Source organism: Microbacterium sp. LWO14-1.2, from assembly GCF_038397715.1.
GTDB lineage: Bacteria > Actinomycetota > Actinomycetes > Actinomycetales > Microbacteriaceae > Microbacterium.
This window is the reverse complement of record NZ_CP151633.1, coordinates 880,306-904,668: the sequence shown is the minus strand read 5'-3', so window position 1 is coordinate 904,668 and position 24,363 is coordinate 880,306. Positions and strand designations below refer to the sequence as shown.

Annotated in this window: 21 protein-coding genes; 16 read left to right on the top strand and 5 right to left on the bottom strand. The window is 69.1% G+C overall.

The genetic code is table 11. The features are described 5' to 3' along the window. Window positions 1–14: 14 nt before the first annotated feature. The 4 genes from MRBLWO14_RS04300 (at window position 15) to MRBLWO14_RS04285 (ending at window position 8,586) form a co-directional block, all read left to right on the top strand. Window positions 15–1,703, top strand: a complete 1,689-nt coding sequence (locus MRBLWO14_RS04300) for an ATP-binding cassette domain-containing protein (protein WP_341935227.1) — start codon at window positions 15–17, stop codon at window positions 1,701–1,703. A gap of 62 nt (window positions 1,704–1,765) precedes the next feature. Beyond that, a complete protein-coding gene (locus MRBLWO14_RS04295; protein WP_341936161.1) occupies window positions 1,766–2,881 on the top strand; it encodes a GuaB3 family IMP dehydrogenase-related protein in 1,116 nt (371 codons plus the stop codon). A 58-nt stretch (window positions 2,882–2,939) separates the two neighbouring features. After that, on the top strand, window positions 2,940–3,698 hold the full coding sequence (locus tag MRBLWO14_RS04290) for an SURF1 family cytochrome oxidase biogenesis protein (protein WP_341936160.1): 759 nt from the start codon (window positions 2,940–2,942) through the stop codon (window positions 3,696–3,698). Window positions 3,699–3,933: 235 nt separating this feature from the next. Continuing rightward, the gene (locus tag MRBLWO14_RS04285; RefSeq protein WP_341935226.1) at window positions 3,934–8,586 is read left to right on the top strand and encodes an ExeM/NucH family extracellular endonuclease; all 4,653 of its coding nucleotides are present in this window, start codon (window positions 3,934–3,936) and stop codon (window positions 8,584–8,586) included. 73 nt (window positions 8,587–8,659) lie between these two features. Here MRBLWO14_RS04285 and MRBLWO14_RS04280 read toward each other — a convergent pair whose 3' ends face one another. Continuing rightward, window positions 8,660–9,460 (bottom strand): DeoR/GlpR family DNA-binding transcription regulator, encoded by an 801-nt coding sequence (locus MRBLWO14_RS04280; protein WP_341935225.1) that lies wholly within the window; start codon window positions 9,458–9,460, stop codon window positions 8,660–8,662. Window positions 9,461–9,688: 228 nt separating this feature from the next. Here MRBLWO14_RS04280 and MRBLWO14_RS04275 point away from each other — a divergent pair, with 228 nt between their 5' ends. The 6 genes from MRBLWO14_RS04275 to MRBLWO14_RS04250 all read left to right on the top strand — a co-directional run bounded on the left by MRBLWO14_RS04275 (window position 9,689) and on the right by MRBLWO14_RS04250 (window position 16,036). Continuing rightward, window positions 9,689–10,981, top strand: a complete 1,293-nt coding sequence (locus MRBLWO14_RS04275) for a sugar ABC transporter substrate-binding protein (protein ID WP_341935224.1) — start codon at window positions 9,689–9,691, stop codon at window positions 10,979–10,981. A gap of 83 nt (window positions 10,982–11,064) precedes the next feature. Then, the gene (locus MRBLWO14_RS04270) at window positions 11,065–11,988 is read left to right on the top strand and encodes a sugar ABC transporter permease (RefSeq protein WP_341935223.1); all 924 of its coding nucleotides are present in this window, start codon (window positions 11,065–11,067) and stop codon (window positions 11,986–11,988) included. Between the two features lie 2 nt (window positions 11,989–11,990). Beyond that, window positions 11,991–12,854 (top strand): carbohydrate ABC transporter permease, encoded by an 864-nt coding sequence (locus MRBLWO14_RS04265; RefSeq protein ID WP_341935222.1) that lies wholly within the window; start codon window positions 11,991–11,993, stop codon window positions 12,852–12,854. A gap of 46 nt (window positions 12,855–12,900) precedes the next feature. Further along, window positions 12,901–13,764, top strand: coding sequence for a ketose-bisphosphate aldolase (locus MRBLWO14_RS04260; protein ID WP_341935221.1), 864 nt, complete (start codon window positions 12,901–12,903; stop codon window positions 13,762–13,764). Between the two features lie 26 nt (window positions 13,765–13,790). Continuing rightward, window positions 13,791–15,056: an ADP-dependent glucokinase/phosphofructokinase gene (locus MRBLWO14_RS04255; protein ID WP_341935220.1), complete on the top strand. Its 1,266-nt coding sequence runs from the start codon at window positions 13,791–13,793 to the stop codon at window positions 15,054–15,056. Then, complete coding sequence (locus MRBLWO14_RS04250) at window positions 15,053–16,036, top strand: class I mannose-6-phosphate isomerase (protein ID WP_341935219.1); 984 nt, start codon at window positions 15,053–15,055, stop codon at window positions 16,034–16,036. Before MRBLWO14_RS04255 ends, MRBLWO14_RS04250 begins: the two co-directional genes overlap by 4 nt. A 9-nt stretch (window positions 16,037–16,045) precedes the next feature. Here the strand turns inward: MRBLWO14_RS04250 and MRBLWO14_RS04245 are convergent, their stop codons facing one another. Next, window positions 16,046–16,441, bottom strand: coding sequence for a type II toxin-antitoxin system VapC family toxin (locus MRBLWO14_RS04245; RefSeq protein WP_341935218.1), 396 nt, complete (start codon window positions 16,439–16,441; stop codon window positions 16,046–16,048). Beyond that, entirely contained in the window at window positions 16,438–16,713 is a 276-nt protein-coding gene (locus MRBLWO14_RS04240) for a type II toxin-antitoxin system prevent-host-death family antitoxin (protein WP_341935217.1), read from the bottom strand. Before MRBLWO14_RS04240 ends, MRBLWO14_RS04245 begins: the two co-directional genes overlap by 4 nt. Before the next feature lie 89 nt (window positions 16,714–16,802). Here MRBLWO14_RS04240 and MRBLWO14_RS04235 point away from each other — a divergent pair, with 89 nt between their 5' ends. The 5 genes from MRBLWO14_RS04235 to MRBLWO14_RS04215 all read left to right on the top strand — a co-directional run bounded on the left by MRBLWO14_RS04235 (window position 16,803) and on the right by MRBLWO14_RS04215 (window position 21,782). Continuing rightward, the gene (locus MRBLWO14_RS04235; RefSeq protein WP_341935216.1) at window positions 16,803–17,273 is read left to right on the top strand and encodes a DUF3817 domain-containing protein; all 471 of its coding nucleotides are present in this window, start codon (window positions 16,803–16,805) and stop codon (window positions 17,271–17,273) included. Further along, a complete protein-coding gene (guaA, locus tag MRBLWO14_RS04230; protein ID WP_341935215.1) occupies window positions 17,270–18,856 on the top strand; it encodes a glutamine-hydrolyzing GMP synthase in 1,587 nt (528 codons plus the stop codon). The genes MRBLWO14_RS04235 and guaA overlap by 4 nt, the downstream gene beginning before the upstream one ends. Before the next feature lie 155 nt (window positions 18,857–19,011). Further along, window positions 19,012–19,950 (top strand): L-lactate dehydrogenase, encoded by a 939-nt coding sequence (locus MRBLWO14_RS04225; RefSeq protein WP_341935214.1) that lies wholly within the window; start codon window positions 19,012–19,014, stop codon window positions 19,948–19,950. A 112-nt stretch (window positions 19,951–20,062) separates the two neighbouring features. Next, window positions 20,063–20,488, top strand: coding sequence for a YciI family protein (locus MRBLWO14_RS04220; protein WP_341935213.1), 426 nt, complete (start codon window positions 20,063–20,065; stop codon window positions 20,486–20,488). A 1-nt stretch (window position 20,489) separates the two neighbouring features. Then, window positions 20,490–21,782, top strand: a complete 1,293-nt coding sequence (locus MRBLWO14_RS04215) for an RNA polymerase sigma factor (RefSeq protein ID WP_341935212.1) — start codon at window positions 20,490–20,492, stop codon at window positions 21,780–21,782. A 65-nt stretch (window positions 21,783–21,847) separates the two neighbouring features. Here MRBLWO14_RS04215 and MRBLWO14_RS04210 read toward each other — a convergent pair whose 3' ends face one another. Beyond that, window positions 21,848–22,120: a GlsB/YeaQ/YmgE family stress response membrane protein gene (locus MRBLWO14_RS04210; RefSeq protein ID WP_341935211.1), complete on the bottom strand. Its 273-nt coding sequence runs from the start codon at window positions 22,118–22,120 to the stop codon at window positions 21,848–21,850. Between the two features lie 158 nt (window positions 22,121–22,278). Continuing rightward, a complete protein-coding gene (locus MRBLWO14_RS04205) occupies window positions 22,279–23,208 on the bottom strand; it encodes a Bax inhibitor-1/YccA family protein (RefSeq protein WP_341935210.1) in 930 nt (309 codons plus the stop codon). 87 nt (window positions 23,209–23,295) lie between these two features. Between MRBLWO14_RS04205 and MRBLWO14_RS04200 the strand changes: the two genes are divergently transcribed. Next, a complete protein-coding gene (locus MRBLWO14_RS04200) occupies window positions 23,296–24,282 on the top strand; it encodes a glycerophosphodiester phosphodiesterase family protein (protein WP_341935209.1) in 987 nt (328 codons plus the stop codon). Window positions 24,283–24,363 lie beyond the last annotated feature (81 nt).

Here is a 24,363-nt window from a genome sequence, read left to right as displayed (position 1 = left end):
GGACGGCCCGCACCGTGGGATACATCGACATCGCAGGGGTCTCGCTGACTCTGCCCGACGGGAGACCGCTGCTCGACGAGGTGACGTTCCGCGTCGGCTCCGGGTCGACGAGCGCGCTGATCGGGCCCAACGGGGCGGGCAAGACCACGCTGCTGCGGATCATCCGAGGCGATCAGGCGGCGGATGCCGGAGTGGTGACCATCGACGGCGGCCTCGGCGTCATGGACCAGTTCGTGGGCCACGGCGAGGCGGGGGAGACCGTGCACGACCTGCTCGTGCGCGTCGCGCCGGCCCGCATCCGGCACGCAGCGCAGTCGCTCGAGGCGGCCGAGACCGCGCTGATCGAGCGCGACGAGCACGACACGCAGATGGCCTACGCGGCGGCGATCGCCGAGTACGCCGACGCCGGCGGGTACGAGCACGAGACCGTCTGGGATCAGTGCACCGTGGCCGCTCTCGGCGTGCCGTACGACCGGGCGCGCTACCGCGAGCTGACCACGCTCTCGGGCGGAGAGCAGAAGCGGCTCGCGCTCGAAGCGCTGCTGCGCGGCCCGGACGAGGTGCTGCTGCTCGACGAGCCGGACAACTACCTCGACGTGCCGACCAAGCGCTGGCTCGAGGAACAGCTGCGGCAGACGCCGAAGACCGTGCTGCTCGTGTCGCACGACCGCGAGCTGCTCGCCCGAGCCGTCGACCGCCTGGTCACGCTCGAACCGGGTGGGGCCGGTGCGACGGCGTGGGTGCACGGCGGGGGGTTCGCCACCTACCACCAGGCGCGCACCGACCGGATGGATCGCCTCGACGAGCTGCGCCGGCGGTGGGACGAGCAGCACGAGAAGCTGCTCGTTCTCGTCGCGACGCTGAAGGTGAAAGCGTCGGCGAACGACGGCTTCGCGTCGCGATATCAGGCGGCGCAGACGCGTCTCCGCCGGTTCGAGGACGCGGGCCCGCCGCAGGAGCGCCCGCCCGCGCAGGACTTCGACATGCGGCTGCGCGGCTCGCGCACGGGCAAGCGCGCGGTCGTCGCCGACCGGCTCGAGCTGACCGGGCTCATGCAGCCCTTCGACGTCGAGGTCTGGTACGGCGACCGGGTCGCCGTGCTCGGGTCGAACGGCTCCGGGAAGTCGCACTTCCTGCGGCTGCTCGCGCGCGGCGGCAGCGACCCCGACCCGAGTCTCGGACACGTCACCTCGACCGCCGAGCAGCTGTCGGAGGTCGCCCACACCGGAGCGGCGGTCCTCGGCGCGCGCGTCGTGCCCGGCCTGTTCGCGCAGACGCACGCCCACCCCGAGTTCGTCGGGCGCACCCTGCTGGAGATCCTGCACCGCGGCGACGAGCGACGGGCGGGGATGCCGCGGGATGCCGCGAGCTCGGCGCTCGACCGGTACGGTCTCGTGCGGCAGGCGCAGCAGACGTTCGAGTCGCTGTCCGGCGGGCAGCAGGCACGGTTCCAGGTGCTGCTGCTCGAGCTCTCGGGGGCGACGCTGCTGCTGCTCGACGAGCCCACCGACAACCTCGACCTGGAATCGGCCGAGGCGCTGGAAGACGCCCTGACCCGGTTCGAGGGGACGGTGCTGGCCGTGACGCACGACCGGTGGTTCGCGAGATCGTTCGACCGGTTCCTCGTGTTCGGGTCCGACGGTCGGGTGTACGAGGCCGACGAGCCGGTGTGGGACGAGCGCCGCGTCGTGCGAGCGCGGTGACGGCCCCGGCATCCTCCCCGCCGTCGGCCGCCGTGCGCGCCGGGTAGTCTGGTGGGGTGACCATGGAGATCGAGCTCGGCCGAGGCAAGCGCGCGCGCCGCGCATACACGTTCGACGACATCGCGGTGGTGCCGTCACGGCGCACACGCAACCCGGAGGACGTGTCGACCGCGTGGACGATCGACGCGTTCGGCTTCGACATCCCCGTGCTCGGTGCGCCGATGGACTCCGTCGTGAGCCCGCGCACCGCCATCATGCTGGGACAGCTGGGCGGTCTCGGGGTCCTCGACCTCGAGGGGCTCTGGACCCGCTACGAAGACCCCGAGCCGCTGCTCGCCGAGATCGCGGGACTCGCGGGCGACTCCGCGACCGTGCGCATGCAGCAGCTCTACTCGGAGCCGATCAAGCCCGAGCTGATCACCCGCCGCCTGGCCGAGATCCGCGAGGCCGGCGTCACGGTCGCCGGTTCGCTGACACCGCAGCGCACCCAGCAGTTCTACGACACGGTCGCCGCGGCCGGGGTCGATCTGTTCGTCATCCGCGGCACGACCGTGTCGGCCGAGCACGTATCGAGCGTCGACGAGCCGCTGAACCTGAAGAAGTTCATCTACGACCTCGACGTGCCCGTCATCGTCGGCGGTGCGGCGACGTACACGGCCGCGCTGCACCTCATGCGCACGGGGGCCGCCGGCGTGCTGGTCGGCTTCGGCGGGGGAGCGGCGTCGACGACGCGCGCGACCCTCGGCATCCACGCTCCGATGGCGACGGCCGTCTCCGATGTCGCTGCCGCGCGTCGCGACTACCTCGACGAGTCGGGCGGCCGCTACGTGCACGTGATCGCCGACGGCGGCGTCGGCACGTCGGGCGACATCGTGAAGGCGCTCGCCATGGGAGCGGACGCCGTCATGCTCGGCGTCGCGCTCGCACGAGCCACCGACGCGCCCGGCCACGGTTTCCACTGGGGTCCCGAGGCACACCACCCGCAGCTTCCGCGCGGTCGCCGCGTCGAGGTCGGCGGCATCGGCACGCTCGAGGAGATCCTCTACGGTCCTGCTCCGGTCGCCGACGGCACCGCGAACCTCATCGGCGCGCTGCGCAAGTCGATGGCGACCACCGGGTACTCCGACCTCAAGGAATTCCAGCGCGTCGAGGTCGTGCTCGCCCCGTACGAGGCCTGAGGTCCCGCGCATCACCGTGACGTCCCCCGCTCTGTTCCCGCCAACCCTCCGCGAGGTCATGCTCCGCGGGCGCTGGATCGGGATGCTCGTGCTGTGCCTGATCGTCGCCGGCGTGTTCGCGTGGCTCGGCCAGTGGCAGCTCGAGCGGGCGATCGAAACGGATCCGCCGCCCGCGGGAGCGACGGAGAACGTGCGTCCGCTCGCCGAGGTGGTCGAGCCGGGTGAGTACCTCGCGGAGCCGCTCGTCGGTCAGCGCGTCGAGACGTCGGGCTCCTGGGTCGCGGACGACTTCGTGATCGTGTCGAGCCGGTTCAACGACGATGTCTCGGGCTACTGGGTGACCGGCCAGCTGCGCGTCGCGGAGAGGACGTCGATCGCGGTGGCGATCGGTTGGACCGCCGACCGCGATGTCGCTCAGGATGCCGTCGACACCCTGAACGAGGACGCCGACGGCTCGGTCGTCGAGGTCACGGGGCGGATCATCTCCGACGAGGGACCGTCTGTGCCGCCGGAGGACGACCCCCATCGGATCGACCGCATGTCGCCGGCCGCCCTGCTGAGCGTGTGGCACGACGTCGAGGGGCTCGAGATGTACCGGCCCTATCTGGCGTCGTCGACGGCGTCGGCCGGGCTCACGGACATCGCGTCTCCCGCACCGGCCGAGCAGTCGCCGGTCAACTGGCTCAACGTGTTCTACGCCGCCGAGTGGGCGATCTTCGCGGGCTTCGCCTTCTACCTCTGGTATCGCCTGGCGAAGGATGCGTGGGAGCGCGAGGTCGAGGAGTTCGAGGACTCCGCGGCATCCGAGACCGCCTGACGGTCCGCGCATCCGCGCAGGCGCGACCGCGCATCCGAGCGACCGGCACTCCGATATTCCACCTTCGTCAGGGGTGTCTTCCGCCCATTCGGTTAGCGCTCGGTGACCAATGGGAAAACTCCGTTGATGATGTCGGAGGGCCTTCATAAGCTCGCATCATGTGCGCCGGCTGTGAGGGTGCGCAGTCATGGCTCCACGAGAGCCGTCGCCCGATGAAACCGAGGAGACAACACCGATGATGTCCGCTTCCGACGCCGCGAACCGCGAGGTTCCCGGGTCCGATCGCAGAAGCCGGGGGCGTCTCGGCGTCCTCGCCGCCACCTGCGTCGCAGCTCTGGGCGCCAGCGCCCTCATCGCGACGCCCGCCTCCGCCGACGTCGCGGGGACGGGGGTCGTCATCAACGAGGCGTACCTGTCCGGCGGCAGCGCAGGGGCCGCGTACACGAACAAGTTCGTCGAGCTCTACAACCCGACCGACTCTCCGGTCGCGCTCGACGGCCTCTCGCTGCAGTACCGGTCGGCGACCGGCACGGGCAACGCCAACGGCGTCGCGCCGCTCAGCGGCAGCATCCCCGCCCGGGGGCACTACCTCGTGCAGGGCGGTAGCAACGGCGCGAACGGCGCGGCACTGCCCGCACCCGACGCGACGGGCAACCTCAACCCGAGCGGAAGCGCCGGCACCCTCGCGCTCGTGAAGGGCACGGCGGCCGTCGCCCTCACGCCGGGATCCGTGACCGGTGTCGACGGTGTGATCGACGTGCTCGGCTACGGCACCTCGAACACGTTCGAGACCGCCGCGGCCCCGGCGCCAGCCGGCAACACCGACGTGAAGTCGCTGAATCGCACGAACGGCGCCGACACCGACGACAACAGCGTGGACTTCACGCTCTCGGCCACGATCACCCCGCAGAACTCCGGCGGCACCGACCCCGGCACCGATCCGGAGGACCCGGGCACCGACCCCGGCACCGACCCCGCGAAGGTGTCGATCGCCGAGGTTCAGGGCACGACCGACGTGTCGCCCCTGAACGGCCAGACCGTGACGGTCGAGGGCGTCGTGACGGCCGACTACCGCACCGGCGGCTACAAGGGAATCGTCATCCAGACGCAGGGCTCGGGCGGCGAGACCGACGCGACGCCGGGCGCGTCCGACGGAGTCTTCGTCTTCCTGAACGCTCTCGCCCCGACGCTCGCGATCGGCGACCTCGTCTCGGTCACGGGCTCCGTGAGCGAGTACTTCGGCCAGACGCAGATCAACTCGGCATCCCTCGCCGGCATCTCCGTCGTGCAGGCGGGCGTCGGCGTACCGGCCGTCACGCCGCTGCCCGACACCGTGGTCGGCGCCGACCGTGAGCAGTACGAGAGCATGCTCGTCGCGCCCGCCGGCACCTACCGCGTCGCGTCGAGCCACCAGCTCTACAACTTCGGCACGCTGTGGCTGAACGCCGGCGCCGACCTGAACGTGAAGAGCACCGAGCTCGCACGTCCCGGCGCCGATGCCGCGGCCATAGCGGCGGCGAACCGCGCGAACCGCCTGCTGCTCGACGACGGCTGGTCCATCCAGGTCACGAACAACGGCCACCCGAACGACCAGCCCTACTTCACGAAGGACCTCGTGGTGCGGAACGGCGACACCGTCGACTTCCGCGACAACGGCTACGTGCTGTCGTACGGCTTCGACGACTGGCGTCTGCAGCCGGTCGTCCCGATCGACAGCACCTCGCCCGAGGCGGCCAAGGTCGGCTTCGAGGCGACCAACCCGCGCGTCGAGTCGGCGCCGACGGTCGGCGGCGACGTGCAGGTCGCGTCGTTCAACGTCTTCAACTACTTCACGACGCTGAAGAGCCAGAACTCGAACGCGCGCGGTGCGGCGAACGCCGCCCAGTTCGCGATCCAGAAGTCGAAGATCGTCGCGGCCATCAACGGCCTCGATGCTGAGATCGTCTCGCTCATGGAGATCGAGAACTCGATCAAGCTGGGCGGGTCGCTCGACTCCGCGCTCGCCGATCTCGTCGACGGGCTCAACGACGCCCTCGGCGACGACGTGTGGGACTACGTCCGCACCCCGGCGGCCCTGGACGACGCGGCGACGACCGACTTCATCACGAGCGCCATCATCTACAAGAAGGATGATGTGTCGACCGTCGGCGACAGCCTCACCGTCACCGACGAGACCGTGTGGGGCAACGCCCGCGAGCCGATCGCCCAGGCGTTCGACGTCGACGGCCGCACCGTGACCGTGGTCGCGAACCACTTCAAGTCGAAGTCGGCCCCCGAGGGCGGCGGCGCGGAGCCGGCCGACGGCCAGGGCTTCTTCAACGCAGACCGGGTGGCCCAGGCGAACTCTCTCAAGGGCTTCACCGAGACGATCGAGGAGAAGACCGGCAGCAGCGACATCCTGCTGATCGGCGACTTCAACGCCTACGCCAAGGAAGACCCGATCGACGTCTTCACCAGCGCGGGCTGGAGCGACGTCGCACCCGAGAAGGCGCCGGGGCAGCACACGTACTCGTTCGACGGCGAGCTCGGCTCGCTCGACCACGTGCTCGCGTCGCCGTCGCTGGCCGCCTCGATCACGGGTGCGGGTGTCTGGAGCATCAACTCGCCGGAGTGGAGCGATCGCGGCTACGCGTTCGGCGCCACCGAGGCCGGCACCCCGTTCCGTTCGAGCGATCACGACCCGATCATCGTCGGCGTCTCCGCAGAGGTCCCGCCGGTGAGCATCGATGTCGTCACGATGAACGACTTCCACGGCCGCATCGAGGCCGACGGCGCCGCCGCCGGTGCCGCGGTGGTCGCCGGAGCCGTCAAGCAGTTCCGCGAGGCGAACCCGAACACGATCTTCGCCGGTGTCGGCGACCTGATCGGCGCGTCGACGTTCACGTCCTTCATCAACGACGACAACCCCACGATCGACGCGCTCAACGCGGCCGGTCTCGACGTCAGCGCGGCGGGCAACCATGAGTTCGACCAGGGCTGGGAGGACCTGCGCGACCGCGTGCAGGACCGCGCGGACTGGGAGTACATCTCGTCGAACGTGTTCCTCACCGAGACGGGTGAGCCCGCTCTCGCGCCGGCCTGGGTCAAGGAGCTCGACGGCGTGCGCGTCGGATTCGTCGGCGCCGTCACGGAAGACCTCGACTCGCTGGTCTCGCCGGAAGGGATCGCCGACCTCGAGGTGCGCAGCATCGTCGACTCGGTGAACGCCGTCGCCGACGACCTGCGTGACGGCGACGAGTCCAACGGTGAGGCGGACGTCGTCATCCTGCTCGTGCACGAGGGCGCGGCCAGCGTCGAGCTGTCGAGCATCACCCCGGAGTCGCCGCTGGGCGAGATCGTCTACGGCGTCGACGGCGACGTGGACGCGATCGTGTCGGCGCACACCCACCTCGCCTACAACCACGTGATCGACGGTCGCCCCGTGATCTCGGCCGGTCAGTACGGCGAGAACCTCGGGCTGATGAACATCCAGGTCGACCCGAAGACGAAGGAGCTGCTCTCGATCACCAACGAGATCAAGCCGCTCACCGCCAACGGCCAGCCGTTGTACCCGGCCGTTCCGGAGGTCGCCGACATCGTCGCCAAGGCGAAGGCCGACGCCGACGTGCTCGGCGCCGTCAAGGTGGGCGACATCACCGCCGACTTCAATCGGGCGCGTCAGGCGAACGGGTCGGAGAACCGCGGTGGCGAGTCGACGATCGGCAACTTCGTCGCCGACGTGCAGAAGTGGTCGACGGGCGCGGACATCGCGCTCATGAACCCGGGCGGGATCCGCGCCAACCTCACGTACGCGTCGTCCAACGCGAACGATCCGGCTGGCAACGTCACGTACCGTGAGGCGGCGACGGTGCAGCCGTTCGCCAACACGCTGGTCACGCTGACCCTCACCGGAACGCAGCTGAAGGGCGTGCTCGAGGAGCAGTGGCAGCCGTCGGGAGCGGCGCGTCCGTTCCTCAAGCTGGGTGTCTCGGAGGGGCTCGTCTACACGTACGACCCGACCGCGGCGCAGGGATCGCGCATCACCTCGATCACGCTGAACGGCACGCCGATCGACCCGTCGGCGAGCTACACGGTCGCCGCGAACTCGTTCCTCGCCGCGGGGGGAGACAACTTCTTCACCTTCCGCGAGGGCACGGGCAAGCGCGACACCGGCAAGATCGACCTGCAGTCGATGGTCGACTGGTTCGACGCGAACAAGACCGCGACGCCCGACCTCGCGCAGCGCGCGGTCGGTCTCACGGTGAGTGCTCCGGATGCCGACGGCTACACCGCCGGCGACCAGGTCACCGTCGCGCTCTCCTCTCTGGCGTTCAGCGGCGGAGAGGCGGCCCCCGGCGAGGTGACCCTGTCGCTCGGCGGCACCCAGGTCGCCGCGGGAGCGATCGATCCGACGATCGTCGACACGACCGACGAGGCCGGACGCGCGTCGCTCACGTTCACGGTCCCGTCCGGTGTGTTCGGCGAGCAGCCGCTCACCGTGACGGTTCCGTCGACCGGCACGACCGTGCAGGTGCCGTTCACGATCTCGGGTGAGGAGCCCGAGGAGTTCGCCGGCACGATCACGACCGATTCGAAGGTCGCCGCGGGCAAGAAGCTGCGCATCACCGGTGCGAACTTCGAGCCGGGGGAGACCCTGACGGTCGTGCTCGAGCCGAAGAAGGGCAAGCCGGTCCAGGTCGGCACCGTGCAGGTCACCGCCGACGGGACCTTCTCGACCAGCGTGACGGTGCCGAAGAACACGCAGCCGGGCAAGTACACGGTCGTGGTCTCGCAGGCCGACGGGGACGCGGCGACGGCCACCGTCACCGTGAACCGTGCCGGCGGCATCGGCGGCATCATCGGCGGCATCATCGACTGGATCTGGGACCTCATCACCGGGTGGTTCTGATCACAGCGCGCGCATGACGCAGGCGGAGGCCGTCGGGAGCGATCCCGGCGGCCTCCGTCGTCTATCCGCGTTATCAGGGGGTGAGGAGCTCGACCTCCGCCTGGGCGAGCGCGGTGGCGAACGCCGGGGCGGGCGGTGCGTCGGTCACGACGTAGTCGACGCGGTCGAGCGTGGTGACCTGGGCGAAGAGCCGACGACCGAACTTCGATGAGTCGGCGAGGATGGCAGTGCGCTCCGCCCGCTGGATCATCTCGGCCATCATCGTCGCGTCGCCCATGTTCGAGGTCGAGAACCCCTCCTCGTCGACCGCGCCGACGGCGATGAGGGCGAGATCGCAGCGGATGTCGACCTCCGGCCCGCCCGGCGTCATCGTGAACGCCACGGGTCCGGTGGTCGCCTGCGTGATCGCCCGCACTGCGCCGCCGAAGACGTACAGGTCGCGGAATGCGGAGGGGGAGATCTCCGCCGGGATGCGGAGGTTGTTCGTCGCGATCGTCAGGTCGCGGTGGTTCCGCAGCGCCCGGGCGACCGCGAGGGTCGTCGTGCCGGCGTTGAGCATGACCACCGCGCCGTCGTCGATCAGCCCGGCTGCGAGCCGCGCGATCTTCTCCTTCTCCTCCGTCTGCATCCGCAGGCGCACGTCGAGCGCGCGGTCCTTCAGCTGACCTTCCGCGCTCACGGCGCCGCCATGGGTGCGGATCACGACGCCCTCGCGGTCGAGCTGATCCAGGTCTCGTCTGATCGTGTCGATCGAGACGCCGAAGTGCTCGGCGAGCCCGCCCACCGTGACCTCGCCTTCGTGCTCGACGTAGGCGGCGAGGTCGGCCTTGCGGCCGGCGGGGAGGCGTCGTTTCGAGGATGCGCGTGCTTCCATGCCCCCATCTCTAGCACATTCGGCAGAAATAGCGGCAGATTTCGGCAGAAAGCCGCACATGGGACTTCGCCTGTATTTCGGGGTAGCGCGGGGCGCGGCCGAAGAACAAGCAGGTACAACCGGGGTGAAAACCCTTGCGCAACAGCAAAGCACGGCATAACATTGCTCAAAACCGCATGAACAAGCATTGACGCGCGTGATGCGGCACGATCTCGAAGAGGAGAAGTGATGATCACAGCAGGACGTGGGCGACGCACCCTGAAGCTCGCCGGCGCAGCGACAGCAGCCGTGACCGTTCTCGCCGTTGCGGGATGCTCGACGGGCGGCGGAGACGAGGGCTCCGACGGGGGCGACGTCACGATCGAGTTCGCCCAGTGGTGGGAGCCCGAGCTGCCCGACGGCGAGTTCCGAGCACTCATCGACAAGTTCGAAGACGAGAACCCCGGCATCACGGTCGATCTGGTCAGTGGACCGTACGCCTCCACCAAGGAGCAGCTCTTCGCCGGTGCGGCATCCGGCACCATGCCGGACGTGGTCGGTCTCGACGGCGCATGGGTCAACGACTTCGCGTCTCAGGGCGTGATCGCCGATCTGACGGAGCTCATGAAGGAGAACGACTACGACGACAGCGAACTGGCCAGCCAGATCCAGGTCGACGGCAGCACGTACATGATCCCCGTCGTCAACTTCGTCTACCCGATGTTCACGAACGACACCCTCCTCGCCGACGCCGGTGTCACGGCGCCGCCCACGACGCGCACGGAGTTCGCGGATGCCGCGGCCAAGGTCACCGCTCTCGGCGGCGACGTCTCCGGGTGGGTGCTCCCGCTCTCGCTCGAGGCGCCCAACGGCGTGCAGAACGACGTCATGTCGTGGGTGTGGGCCTCCGGCGGCTCCATGCTGAAGGACGGCCAGCCCGATCTCACGAACGACGACGTCACCTCGGCGATCGACTACATCGGCGGCCTGTGGGACGACGGGGTCATCGCGTCCGGCTCGTTCACCATGAAGGAGCAGGACAAGGTCGAGGAGTTCACCAACGGCCGCGTCGGCATGATGATCGACTCCCTCGCCCACATCAACCTGATCCGCGAGTCGAACCCCGACCTGAAGTTCTCGATCTCCGCGATCCCCGCGGAGGACGGCTACGACGGCGAGCGCGGCATCCCCTACGCATCCTGGGGCATCGGCGTCGCCGAGAACTCCGAGCACAAGGATGCCGCGTTCAAGCTCGTGGAGTTCCTCATGAGCGAGGACACGAACTCCGAGCTGTCGACCATGGCGAAGGCGTTCCCCGGCAACTCCGAGTCGGTGCCGGACTTCGTGAACGACGACGAGCTCTTCGCGAAGGCGTTCGAGATCTACCAGGCCGGCTACCCGGCCAACGAGTTCACGGGTCTGCCCGTCGCGGAGGACCTGATGCGTCAGCTCGGCGAGCAGCTGCAGTCGGCCTTCGACGGCCAGCAGTCGATCGACGACGCCTTGAAGAAGGCGCAGGAGTCGTGGCTGAAGGAGTTCTGACCCTCCTCGCGACTCCCGCATGAACGGGGTGCCGCACCGCTGCGGCGGTGCGGCACCCGACCAACCAAGGAGCACCGGTTCCCATGAGCCTGAAACTGTCCGACGACACCGAGGTGATCGTCACCGGCGCCGCCCCGTCGCGCCGCAGGCGGCAGCTGCGCAAGACCACCGAGTCGTACGGCTTCCTCTCGCCGACGATCATCCTGCTGTTCGTCCTCATGATCGTCCCGATCGTGATGGTCATCGGCTACTCGTTCCAGGACAACGTGATCCTGAACAAGTCGCCGGAGTTCGTCGGCATCGCGAACTACGTGGAGATCCTCTCCGACCCCGGGTTCTGGAAGGCCACGGGCAACACGATCCTCTTCACGGTGACGAGCGTCGCCGCGCACCTCGTGCTGGGCCTCGCCTTCGCGATGATGCTCAACAGCCCGCTGCTCGGCCGGTTCTCCCGCTCGATCTTCCGGGCGCTGTACGTGCTTCCGTGGCTGTTCACGGTCGCGGTCATCGCGGTCCTCTGGCGCATGCTCCTCGCGCCCAACGGCGTCGTGAACTTCCTGCTCAACACCGACATCGAGTGGCTGGCCTCCCCGCAGCTCGCGCTCGGCACCATCATCTTCATCAACATCTGGGCCGGGTATCCGTTCTTCATGGTCAGCCTGCTGGCGGGGCTCCAGGGCGTGCCGGCCGACCTGCACGAGGCGGCCCGCGTCGACGGCGCCAATGCCGTGCAGCGCTTCTGGAACGTCACGATCCCGCAGCTGCGTCCGATCATCATCAGCCTCGTGCTGCTCGACCTGATCTGGACCTCGCAGCAGTTCGCCCTGATCTGGATGACGACGGGCGGCGGTCCGATCGACGTCACCGAGGTGCTCAGCACCTTCACCTACAAGCTCGCGTTCGCCAAGTACGACTTCTCGCTCGCCGCCACCTCCGCGGTGCTCGTGCTGCTGATGTCGATGGTGCTCGCCGTCTTCTACGTCCGTCACCAGAAAGCGAGGGACTGATCATGGCTCTCACCGCCGACACCGTGCGCCGGCGCACCAGGTCCCACCTTCTCGCGAAGTCCGGTCTGATCGTCGCGCTGATCCTCGGAGCGGTGTTCGCCGCCGGTCCGGTGCTGTGGATGCTGTCGAGCTCGTTCAAGTCGAACACGCAGATCTTCGAGCTCCCGCCCAGGCTCATCACCGACACGTTCTCGTTCGACGCGTACGTCGCGATCTTCACGAACCCCGAGACCATGCGGTTCTTCCTGAACAGCTACGTCGTCGCCGGCTCCGTCACGATCCTCACGCTGCTCGTGGCGATCCAGGCGGCATACGCCTTCAGCCGCTTCGAGTTCCGCGGCAAGCGCATCCTCAACGTGGTCATCGTCAGCGTGCAGGCCGTTCCTCCGATCACGCTCCTCATCCCGTACTTCGGACTCATGGTGGCGCTCGGGCTGTACAACTCGTACGCGGGCCTGATCCTCACCTACATGGTGTTCACGCTGCCGTACGCGATCATCATGATGACCGGGTACTTCAACACGCTCCCGAAGGAGCTCGACGAGGCGGTCCGCGTCGACGGCGCCGGATCCATGACGGCGCTGTGGCGCATCCTCGTCCCGATTTCGGTTCCCGGCATCGTCTCGGTCGGCATCTACACGTTCATGATCGCGTGGAACGAGTACCTCTTCGCGCTCACGCTGACGCGGTCGATCGACATGCGCACGGTGCCGATCGGCATCCAGCTCCTGATGGGGCAGCACTCCTACGACTGGAACCAGATCATGGCGATGAGCGTGCTCGGGTCGATCCCGGTGCTGATCCTCTTCCTCTTCTTCCAGCGGTACTTCATCAGCGGACTCACGGCTGGGTCCGTCAAGAGCTGATCCCCGCTCGACCGTCCACGACCATCACGAAACAGGAGAAACACAAGTGCTCTACACCGGCAAATCCATCCTCGACGTCGCGAACGCGCACGACTTCGCCATCCCCGCCTTCAACATCAGCGACTGGGCGATGTTCACCGGCGTCATGGACATCAGCGAGGAGAAGGCCGCTCCGGTCATCATCGCGATCCACCCCGACGAGGTGTCGCACATCACGACCGACCTGATCCCCGCGATGCACTCCCGCGCCCACCGGTCGAGCGTGCCGGTGGCGATCCACTGGGACCACGGCGGCAGCTACGAGCAGATCATCCGGGCGATCCACGCCGGCTTCACGTCGGTGATGATCGACGCCTCGCTCGAGCCGTTCGATCAGAACGTGGCGATCACGCGCAAGGTCGTCGAGGCCGCGCACGCCGCCGGCATCCAGGTCGAGGGCGAGCTGGGCACCATCGGCGCGAACGACAGCTACGGCGAGTCGGGGGCGGCGGAGATCATCTACACCAACCCGGATGACGCGGTGCGCTTCGTCGAGGAGACCGGCGTCGACAGCCTGGCGATCGCGATCGGCACCTCGCACGGCCTGTACCCGAGCGATAAGAACCCGGAACTGCGCCACGACCTGCTCGAGCAGATCAAGGCGGCCGTGAAGATCCCGCTCGTGCTGCACGGCGGATCGTCGAACCCGGATGCCGAGCTGCGGCGCGCGGTGGAGCTCGGCGTCAACAAGATCAACATCTCGAGCGACATCAAGGTCTCGTACCACGACCGCATGCGCGAGGTGCTCGGCACCGACCGTCGTCTGCGAGAGCCCAACGCGATCCAGCCGGAGGCGCTCAAGGCCATGAAGGCGACGGCCGCCGAGAAGATCGAGCTCTTCGGCGCCGACGGCAAGGCGTCGCTGTACTGAGCGGCGGACGGGGGAGGATCGGCGTCGTGGACGAAACGGCTTCGCTCATGGGCGACGGGTCCGCCGGAGACGCGGGCGGCACGCTCGTGCTGGGGCTCGGCGGCACCGTCGACTACGAGCTCGCGTGGGATGCCGAGGTGATCGAGCGTCTCGCGCGCGAGCACGGCGTGCGACGCGGCGAGCTCACCACCTCGGCGCCGATCGTCGACGAGCGCTCGCTGCTCGTCACGGTCCTGGCGTTCGTCGCTTCGGGCGCGGGGGCTGAGCGGTTCGTCGCATCGTCCGAGATCGTCGAGCGCTTCGCCGCCCACTTCGCCTTCGCCGTGACCCTGGGCGGCACGGGGGTGCGGGCCGGCCTCGTGCTGGACGCGCTCGGCATCCCCAGCATCCAGCATCTGGTGAGCATCGACGACACGGTGCGCCGTCTTCTCCCGCCCGCGATCACGTACGTGTCGTCCGCGGCGGAGGACACCCTGGATCCGCATCTGATCGTGCAGTACCCGGCGGGAACCCGCGTGCAGCTCGACGACGCCGTCCTCGTCGCTCCGGCGTCGAACCGACTCATCTTCGCGAACGATCCGCCGAACCGCACGATGGCGATCGCTCCGGCGCTGGCGGACGAGCTCGCGCGGGCGCGCGTCTTCCTCGTCTCGGGATTCAACACGATGCAGGACCACGGCCTGCTCGAACAGCGGCTCGACGAGGTGAGGACGGCGATGGCATCGCTGCCGGCGGAGGCGCTCGTCTACTACGAGGACGCGGGTTTCTACACGCGTGAGTTCGCCGCCACCGTCCGATCGCGGCTGCTGCCGCTCATCGACGTGTACGGCATGAACGAGGACGAGCTGCAGGAGTATCTGGGACGCGGCGTCGACCTGCTCGACGCCGACGACGTCGCGCGGGCGCTCGCCGACGTGCGGGAGATCGTCCCCGCGGCGGCCCTGGTCGTGCACACCAGGTACTGGGCCATCGCGGTCGGGGAGGCGGCGCACCGTCATCGGTCCGCCCTCGTGAGCGCGGTCGTCGTGGCCGCGACGCGGTACCGGGTCGGCGACGCGCTGACCGTGCGAGACGTCGACGAGACGCGCGGGATGCCGCAGCACAGCGGCGGCGCGGCGGTCGTCGCCTCGGTCGAACAGCGTCTTGCGGGGGCCGTCGGTGTGGCCGCCTTCGACCTCGATGTCGCGACCCCCACCACCATCGGACTCGGCGACACGTTCGTCGGCGGCTTCCTGGCGGGGGTCGTCACCGATCAGAAGCACGAGCATGAGCAGAAGCAGGAGAGAGCATGATGCCCCGACCGGTGATCCTCCCGTCGAACCGCCCCGCCGAGCGGTTCTATCTCGGAGGAGCCCGCATCAGCGCGTTCCGCGGCGAGAGCGGCAGCGCCCCGCGCGAGCCCGAGGACTGGATCGGATCGACCACCAACGTCAACGGTGAGAGCGAGGTCGGGCTCACTCGTCTGCCGGACGGGCGACTGCTGCGGGATGCCGTCGAGGCCGACCCGGTCGGCTGGCTCGGCGAGGAACACGTCCGTCGCTGGGAAGCCGACACCCGCCTGCTCGTGAAGCTGCTCGACGCCGGGCAGCGGCTGCCCGTGCATGCGCATCCGCACGACGACTTCGCCGCCTCGCACCTGGGTCGCGCGCACGGCAAGGCCGAGGCCTGGTACATCCTGCAGGGCGGCACGGTGCACGTCGGGCTGCGGCGCGACGTCGGGTCCGCCGAGCTGGCCGACCTCGTGGAGAGGCAGGACGTGGACGCCCTGCTCGCACTCCTGCACGCGGTCGACGTGGTGCCGGGCGACGTCGTCTGGGTGCCGCCGGGCGAGCTGCACGCGATCGGGGAGGGCGTGCTGCTGCTCGAGCTCCAGCAGCCGGAGGATCTGTCGATCCTGCTCGAATGGCAGGGGTTCGCGATCGACGGCCCCGCCCTCGGACACCTCGGACTGGGTTTCGAGGTCGCGCTCGCCGCGGTGAACCGCGGGGTGCGAACCCCGCACGAGGTGCGCACGCTCGTGGGCGCCGCCCCGGCATCCGGATCCGTGTTCCCCTCCGACGCCGATCGCTACTTCCGACTCGAGCGGATGCCGGTCGATGGCGAGGCGGTGATCGACCAGGGGTTCTCGATCGCGGTGGTGGCGAGCGGTGCGCTCACCGTCGGCTCGGACGCGCTCGGCGCGGGGAGCACCCTGGTGGTGCCGCACGCCGCGGGAGCGCTGAGAGTCACGGGCGTGGGGGAGGTGCTGGTCGCGCGGCCGCCCACGCCATAGCGGTGGCGATCACGTCCACGCGGCGCACGACACCTCGGGGTACGCGAGGATCCGTTCGTCGGCGGTGACCAGGATCAGCCCGTCGAGCTGTGCCTGCGCCACCAGCATCCGGTCGAACGGGTCGCGATGCTCCCATGCGAGCTCGCCGGCGGCGCGCATGTGCGCGGCGCTCAGGGGGACCTCGGTCGCGAAGAGCAGCTGCATCAGAGGCTGCCATCGCGTCAGCACGCGGCCCCCGTGCGGAAGGCGCCCGAGCCGGGTCTTCTGCGCGATCTCGTGGGGGCTGGCCGCTGACACGTACACCGACTCGGCCTCGGTGAGCAGGGCGCGGAGGGCGCTCGGTACGCGCTCAGGGTCGGTCGCCAGCCACAGAAGCACGTGCGTGTCGAGCAGGTAGGCGCTCACGATCGCGCAGAGGTCAGCGGGTCGTCGGCATCATCGCCCTCCCAGTCGGCGAGTTCTGCTGCGGTGGCGTCGACGAGCAGGGCGTCCGCCGAGATCGGCGGGATCTCGGGAAGCAGCGCGGCATCGAGGGATCGCCGGGGCGGCGTCGCTGCGGTCATCCGCGCGATCGGCGTGCCTGCGCGCGCGATCACGATGTCCTCGCCCGTCTGGACCCGTCGGAGCAGTTCAGACAGCCGGGTCTTGGCATCCTGCACATTCACGGTCGTCGTCATCGTGCCAGGGTACCCTGGTCTGGTCAGGTTGACCAGACCAGCATCCTGGCCTCCGTCGGGCACCGGGCGACGCCGACTAGACTGGACCCATGCCCGAACCGAAAGTCGCCAGCTTTCCGGCGATCCGTGGTGCGCTGAAGTTCTACCAGATCGCCTCGATCATCACGGGAGTCATGCTGCTCCTGCTGGTCGCCGAGATGGTGCTGAAGTACACGCCGATCCACCTCGAGCTCTTCGCGGGCGGTTCCGGCGGGCCGCTGTGGTTCGCTCAGGTCGTCGACGGCCCTGAGGGCCTCGAGTCGACCGGTGACGGATTCAACCTCTCGCTCGGCATCCTCGTCGCTCACGGCTGGTTCTACGTCGTCTACCTCTTCGCATGCTTCCGCATGTGGAGCCTGATGCGGTGGCCGTTCCTGCGGTTCATCCTCCTCGCGCTCGGCGGCGTCATCCCGCTGCTCTCGTTCTTCATGGAGGCCATCGTCGCCCGCGACGTCAAGGCCTACCTCGCCACTCGGGAGGCCGCCGAGGCCTCCGCCCCTGCCACGGAAGGTGCCCGGTGACCGAACAGACCGAGACCCAGCAGCGCCCAGCGCTCGTCGTCGACTTCGGCGCGCAGTACGCGCAGCTGATCGCCCGCCGCGTCCGCGAGGCCGGTGTCTACAGCGAGATCGTGCCGCACACCGCGACCGCCGCCGAGATCGCCGAGAAGAACCCCGTCGCGATCATCCTGTCGGGCGGCCCGTCGTCGGTGTACGAGGAGGGTGCTCCGCGCCTCGACCCCGCGGTGTTCGAGCTCGGCGTCCCGACGCTCGGCATCTGCTACGGCTTCCAGTACATGGCCCAGACGCTCGGGGGCGAGGTCGCGCACACCGGCCTCCGCGAGTACGGCGCCACGGACGCCGTCATCTCGGGTGACGGCGGCACGCTGCTCGGCGGTCAGCCGAACGAGCAGAACGTGTGGATGAGTCACGGCGACCAGGTCGCCACGGCCCCCGAGGGCTTCGAGGTGCTCGCCACCACCGAGGCGACGAAGGTCGCGGCGTTCGCCGACGAGCAGCGCCGCTTCTACGGCGTGCAGTGGCACCCCGAGGTCAAGCACTCCGACCACGGCCAGCGCGTGCTCGAGAACTTCCTGCACAAGGGAGCGGGGCTGGCCTCCGACTGGAACCCCGACAACGTCATCGCCGAGCAGGTCGAGCGCATCCGCGAGCAGGTCGGCGACGCGCGCGTCATCTCCGCCCTGTCGGGCGGCGTCGACTCGGCGGTCTCCACGGCCCTCGTGCACAAGGCGATCGGCGACCAGCTCACCGCGGTGTTCGTCGACCATGGTCTGCTGCGCAAGGGCGAGCGGGAGCAGGTCGAGAAGGACTACGTCGAGTCCACCGGCGTGCGGCTCATCACGGTCGACGCGGCCGACACGTTCCTCGGCCACCTCGAGGGTGTGACCGACCCCGAGGAGAAGCGCAAGATCATCGGCCGCGAGTTCATCCGCGCGTTCGAGAAGGTGCAGCTCGACCTGGTCGCCGAGGCCAAGGCCTCGGGCGGCGCCCCGGTGAAGTTCCTCGTGCAGGGCACGCTGTACCCCGACGTGGTCGAGTCGGGCGGCGGCGCCGGCACCGCGAACATCAAGTCGCACCACAACGTGGGCGGTCTGCCCGACGACCTCGACTTCGAGCTCATCGAGCCGCTGCGTGCCCTGTTCAAGGACGAGGTCCGCGCGATCGGCCGCGAGCTCGGCATCCCCGAGGCGATCGTCGGACGCCAGCCCTTCCCCGGGCCCGGTCTCGGCATCCGCATCATCGGCGAGGTCACGAAGGACCGCCTCGAGATCCTGCGCGAAGCGGACGCGATCGCCCGCGAGGAGCTCACGAAGGCCGGCCTCGACCAGGACATCTGGCAGTGCCCCGTCGTGCTGCTCGCCGATGTGCGCTCCGTGGGAGTGCAGGGCGACGGCCGCACCTACGGGCACCCGATCGTGCTGCGTCCCGTCTCCAGCGAGGACGCCATGACCGCCGACTGGACGCGTCTGCCCTACGACGTGCTGTCGAAGATCTCGAACCGGATCACGAACAGCGTCCGCGACGTCAACCGCGTCGTGCTCGACGTGACGTCGAAGCCGCCGGGGACCATCGAGTGGGAGTGACGAAGGAGCTCCCGCTCGTCTGATGAGCGCTGGTGGCACTCGACCGCGCCAGCGGGCGAGTGGGAGTGAGCAGGACGCTCCTCCGCCGTCGACGACGAACGGGCACGGGCCATGCGGTCCGTGCCCGTTCTCGTGTCTTCGGGCAGGATGGCCGTATGACGACAGCGCGGACGAAGCTCACGGTGATCGGTGCGGGAAGCGTGGGGGTGAGCGTGGCGTACGCGGCGCTGATCCGGGGGAGCGCGGCGGAGGTCGCGCTGTACGACATCGACACGGCGAAAGTGGATGCCGAGGTGCTCGACCTCGCGCACGGCACGCAGTTCACCTCGGCGGCCGTGAGCGGAGGGTCGGATCTCTCGGTGGTGGACGGCAGCGACGTGGTCGTGGTGACCGCCGGCGCGAAGCAGCAGCCGGGGCAGACGCGGATGGAGCTCGCGAGCACGAACGCCCGGCTCCTCCAGCGCCTGCTGCCGCAGCTCGTCGAGCGGGCGCCGTCTGCGGTGTTCCTGATCGTCACGAACCCCGCCGACGTCATGACGGTCGTCGCGCAGCGGGTCACCGGGCTCCCGCCGCACCGGGTGTTCGGGTCGGGTACGGTGCTCGACACCTCGCGACTGCGATGGCGGCTCGCGCACCGCGCACAGGTGAGCACGTCGAGCGTGCACGCGGACATCGTGGGGGAGCACGGCGATACCGAGTTCCCGCTCTGGTCGAACGCGACGATCGGATCGGTGCCGATCCTCGACTGGCCCGCCGACGAGCCGTTCACCGCCGAGGAACTCGACCGCATCGCGATCGAGGTGCGCGATGCGGCGTACACGGTCATCCAGGGCAAGGGTGCGACGAACCTCGCGATCGGCGTGAGCTGCGCGCGCATCGCCGAGGCCGTGCTGCGCGACGAACGGGCCGTGCTGCCGGTCGCGACCGTGCTGGGCGGCGAATACGGCATCGAGGGCGTCGCCATGTCGGTGCCCTCCGTCGTGGGAGCGGCCGGGGCGGTGCCGCTCGGCGAGACGCCGATGGACGAGCGCGAGCTCGGGCTGCTGCGGGCCTCCGCCGATGCCATCCGCACGGCTGTCGACGCCCTGATCTGACCTCCGCGGAGAAAGTTCGAGAAAATCCCGGAGCGATGTCGATCCGCGTCGTTCCCGTTCGACGTCTTCAATGAGAGGGTCGAATCCCGGCCTCACCGAACAGGAGAACATCATGAAGTACATGCTGATCATGCGCGCGACCGACGAGGCCGTCGAGGCGTACAAGGAGATGCCGTTCGAGCAGGTCATCGCGGCCATGGGCGCCTACAACGAGTCCATGATGAAGGCGGGCGTGCTCGCGGCGGGCGAGGGGCTGACGGATGCCGCCGAGGGCTTCGTCGTCGACTTCAGCAGCGAGACGCCGCTCGTGACCGACGGCCCCTACGGCGAGACCAAGGAGCTGTTCAACGGCTTCTGGATCCTCGAGGTGTCGAGCCGTGAGGAGGCCGCCGAGTGGGCTCGCCGCGCGCCTCTCGGCAAGGGTTCGTTCCTCGAGGTGCGTCGCGTGACCGACGCCTCCGACTTCCCGGCAGACAACGAGTGGATCGAGAAGGAAGAGGGCTGGCGGCAGGAGCAGGCGCAGCGCGCCGATCAGTGACATGACCGTCCCCGACGACAGCGAGACGGCGCGCTCGGCTCACGACAGAGACGCAGCAGAGCGCGCCGTCGCCGCGGTGTGGCGCATCGAGTCGGCGAAGATCGTGGCCACGCTCACCCGTCTGGTCGGCGACTTCGGTCTCGCCGAGGACCTCGCCCAGGAGGCCCTGGTGGATGCGCTGCAGCAGTGGCCGCGTGAAGGGGTGCCGCGCAACGGTGCGGCCTGGCTCACGGCGGTCGCGAAGCGCAAGGCGGTCGACGGCTGGCGGCGCCGTGAACGACTCGACGACCGGATCGCGGTCATCGCGCACGACCTCGAGCGCGAGCAGGCGGAGGCGGCGGACGCCCCGCCGTGGGACCCGGATGCCGTCGACGACGACGTGCTGCGGCTGATCTTCATCTCGTGCCACCCCGTACTGTCGCGGGAGGCGCAGGTTGCCCTCACCCTGCGCGTCGTCGGCGGCCTGTCGAGCGAGGAGATCGCCCGCGCGTTCCTCGTGCCGACAGCCACCGTGCAGCAGCGCATCGTGCGGGCGAAGAAGACCCTCGCGGCAGCCGGCGTGCCGTTCGAGGTGCCGCCTCGGGAAGAGCATGCCGCGCGTCTCGGAGCGATCCTCGGCGTGCTGTACCTCGTCTTCAACGAGGGGCACTCGGCGTCGAGCGGCGCGGACTGGATGCGTCCGGAGCTCAGCGCCGAGGCCATCCGGCTGACCCGCGTGCTCGCCGCCCTGATGCCCGCGGAGCGCGAGGTGCACAGCCTGCTGGCGCTCATGGAGCTCACCGCAGCGCGCTTCCCTGCGCGCGTCGACAGGAACGGCGACCCCGTGCTGCTCGCCGATCAGGATCGCCGTCGCTGGGACCGCGGCCGCATCGCGCGGGGGAGAGCCGCGCTGGCGACGGCCGACTCTCGGGGAACCGGACGCGGCGCGTACGGGCTGCAGGCCGCGATCGCGGAGTGCCACGCGGTCGCGCCGTCGGTCGAGGAGACCGATTGGGAGCGCATCGTGCTGCTCTACGAGGCGCTCGGGCGCATAGCGCCGTCGCCCGTCGTCGAGCTCAACCGGGCGGCGGCCGTCGCGATGGCCACGGGGCCGGCATCGGCCCTCCGCATCATCGACGAACTCGCGGCATCCGGAGCCCTGCGGGGTTACCACCTGCTGCCGGCGACACGTGCCGAGCTGCTGCTGCGTCTCGGACGGGTCGATGAGGCGCGCAGCGAGTTCGCGACCGCTGCCTCTCTCGCCGGCAACGACCGGGAACGAGCGCTGCTCGAGGCCAAGGCGACAGGGGCCTGAACAAGAGAGAACCCCCTCGGAGCGATCCGAGGGGGTTCTCTGCGCCACCGCGTGCGCGGCGGGTGTCAGGCGCGCGACTTGCTGCCGCGTCCGGCGATGAGGCCGTAGATCAGCAGAACGATGATGGATCCGCCGATGGCGAGGAGCCACGTGCCGAGGTCCCAGAACTCCGTGAGCGGGCGGTTCAGGATCACGGAACCGAGCCAGCCGCCGAGCAGAGCTCCGACGACGCCGAGCAGAAGGGTCACGAACCAGCCGCCACCCTGCTTACCCGGAAGGATCAGCTTGGCGATGGCTCCGGCGATGAGGCCGAGAAGAAGAAAGCCGAGAAAACTCATGGTCAGCTCCTATAAATCGGGAGCCCCGGGGTGCCGGGGCTTCGTGTTAACCAGCGTGCCTTTGCTGGGAAATCCCTGCAACCCCTTGCGTTCTCCGGTTCGGATATGGCAAAAGGCCCGCCTCCCTGGGGAAGCGGGCCTTTCGTGGAGCGCAGCGGTCAGTTGTTGCCGCGGACGATCGCGATGATGCGCAGGATCTCGACGTAGAGCCAGACGACCGTGACCATGATGCCGAAGGCGCCGAGCCAGCCGTACTTGCGGGGAGCGCCGTTGCGCACGCCCTGCTGGATCTGGTCGAAGTCGAGCACCAGCGAGTACGCGGCCATGATGACGACGAGGACGCCGATGATGACACCGAGCGGGATGCCGAGGATCTCGACCTTGCTCAGCAGACCGAACGCCGCGCCTTCACCCAGCACGCCGGTCCAGGTCAGGATGACGTTGATGAGCGAGAAGACGAGGTAGCCGACCAGCGCGATCATGAAGATCTTCGTGGCCTTCTTCGTCGCGCGGATCTTGCCGCTCGCGAAGAGCGCGAGGGTCACGCCGACGACCGAGACCGTGGCGAGCGTGGCCTGGAAGACGATGCCCGGGTACAGGACCTCGAAGAACGCCGAGATGCCTCCGATGAAGAGACCCTCGAAGGCCGCGTACGCGAAGATCAGCGCGGGACGGACCTTCTTGCGCGAGGTGAACGAGATCACCATGGCGAGAACGAAGCCGCCGAGGGCGCCGACGATCCACGGCAGCATGTTCGGCTGGAACTGGTCGTACGGGTTCTGCACCGGTGCGCTGACGCCGCCGAGAGTCACGAACCAGCCGACGGCTGCCGTGACGAGGAGGATCGCGAAGAGACCGGCGGTCTTCCACACCGTGTCCTCGACAGACATGCGGTCGGTCTCGATGGCGCCGGCCGGCGGAGCGGCGTACATGCCCTCCAGCTGCGCGTTCGCGGCGGCATCCATCGTCCCGTGCTGGAACGAGGCGGCCTGCGCACCCTGAGCGCCCTGCGGAGCCCCGGGGTAGGTCGCGACGTTCCGCGGATCCTGCTGCTGGAACGCCGGGTTGTTGAAAGCGAAATTGCTCATGGTGGGCCTCACTCCAAAGGGGTTGTAGGTCGCTTTCCTCCACGATACCCGCCCTGGCGTGTCGCGCGCGTGTTCTACGCTGAGAGCGTGCCCAGGAAATCCCCCCTCGTCATCGGGCATCGCGGTGCCCCCGGCTACCGACCGGAGCACACGCGGTCCTCGTACGAGCTCGCGCTCGCGATGGGGGTGGATGCGGTCGAACCCGACGTCGTGGCCACGAAGGACGGCGTGCTCGTCGTCCGCCACGAGAACGAGATCTCCGGCACGACGGACGTGGCGCAGCATCCGGAGTTCGCCGACCGCAAGACGACCAAGCGGGTCGACGGCGAGGCGCTGACCGGCTGGTTCACCGAGGACTTCACATGGGAGGAGCTGTCGACGCTGCGCAGCCGTGAACGCCTCCCCGACGTGCGCCTCTCGAGCGCGAGCTTCGACGGCGCGCAGGCGATCCTGCGGCTCGTCGACGTGCTCGACATCGTGCGCGAGGGCTCGATCGAGCACGGCCGCGAGATCGGCGTGGTGCTCGAGGTGAAGCACGCGACCTACTTCGCGAGCATCGGGATGCCGCTCGCGCCGCTCATCGCCGCGGAGCTGCGGTCGGCAGGCTGGGGCGAGGGCGCGCTGCCGCTCATCGTCGAGTCGTTCGAGTCCACTGTGCTGGGCGAGCTGCGGGACCTCGGCATCCCCGCCTCGTACGTGTACCTGATCGAGGCGGGCGGACGCCCCTACGACCAGTTCGCCGCGCTCGGCACCCGCGCGCGGACGTACAAGGCGACGGTCGAGCCGAAGGGGCTCGACGAGCTGGTCGGATCCGTCGACGGAATCAGCGTCGACAAGAAGATGCTGCTGGCGCGGGGCAACACGATCGTCGCCGACGCGCACGCCACGGGCCTGAGGGTCTTCACCTGGACGTGCCGTCCCGAGAACCGCTTCCTGGCTGCCGAGTTCCGGGGCCAGGGCGGAAAGGACGCCTTCGGCGACTACGAGGCCGAGTGGGGCGTCATCGCCCGCAGCGGTGTCGACGGCGTCTTCGTGGACCACCCCGACCTGGGGGTCGCCTTCTTCCGCGACTGAGGGGGCTCAGCGCGGGCCGCGGACCTGGACGACGGCACCGTTTCCGCGGCCAGTGGCAGGTTCTGCGGCCATTGCCCCGCG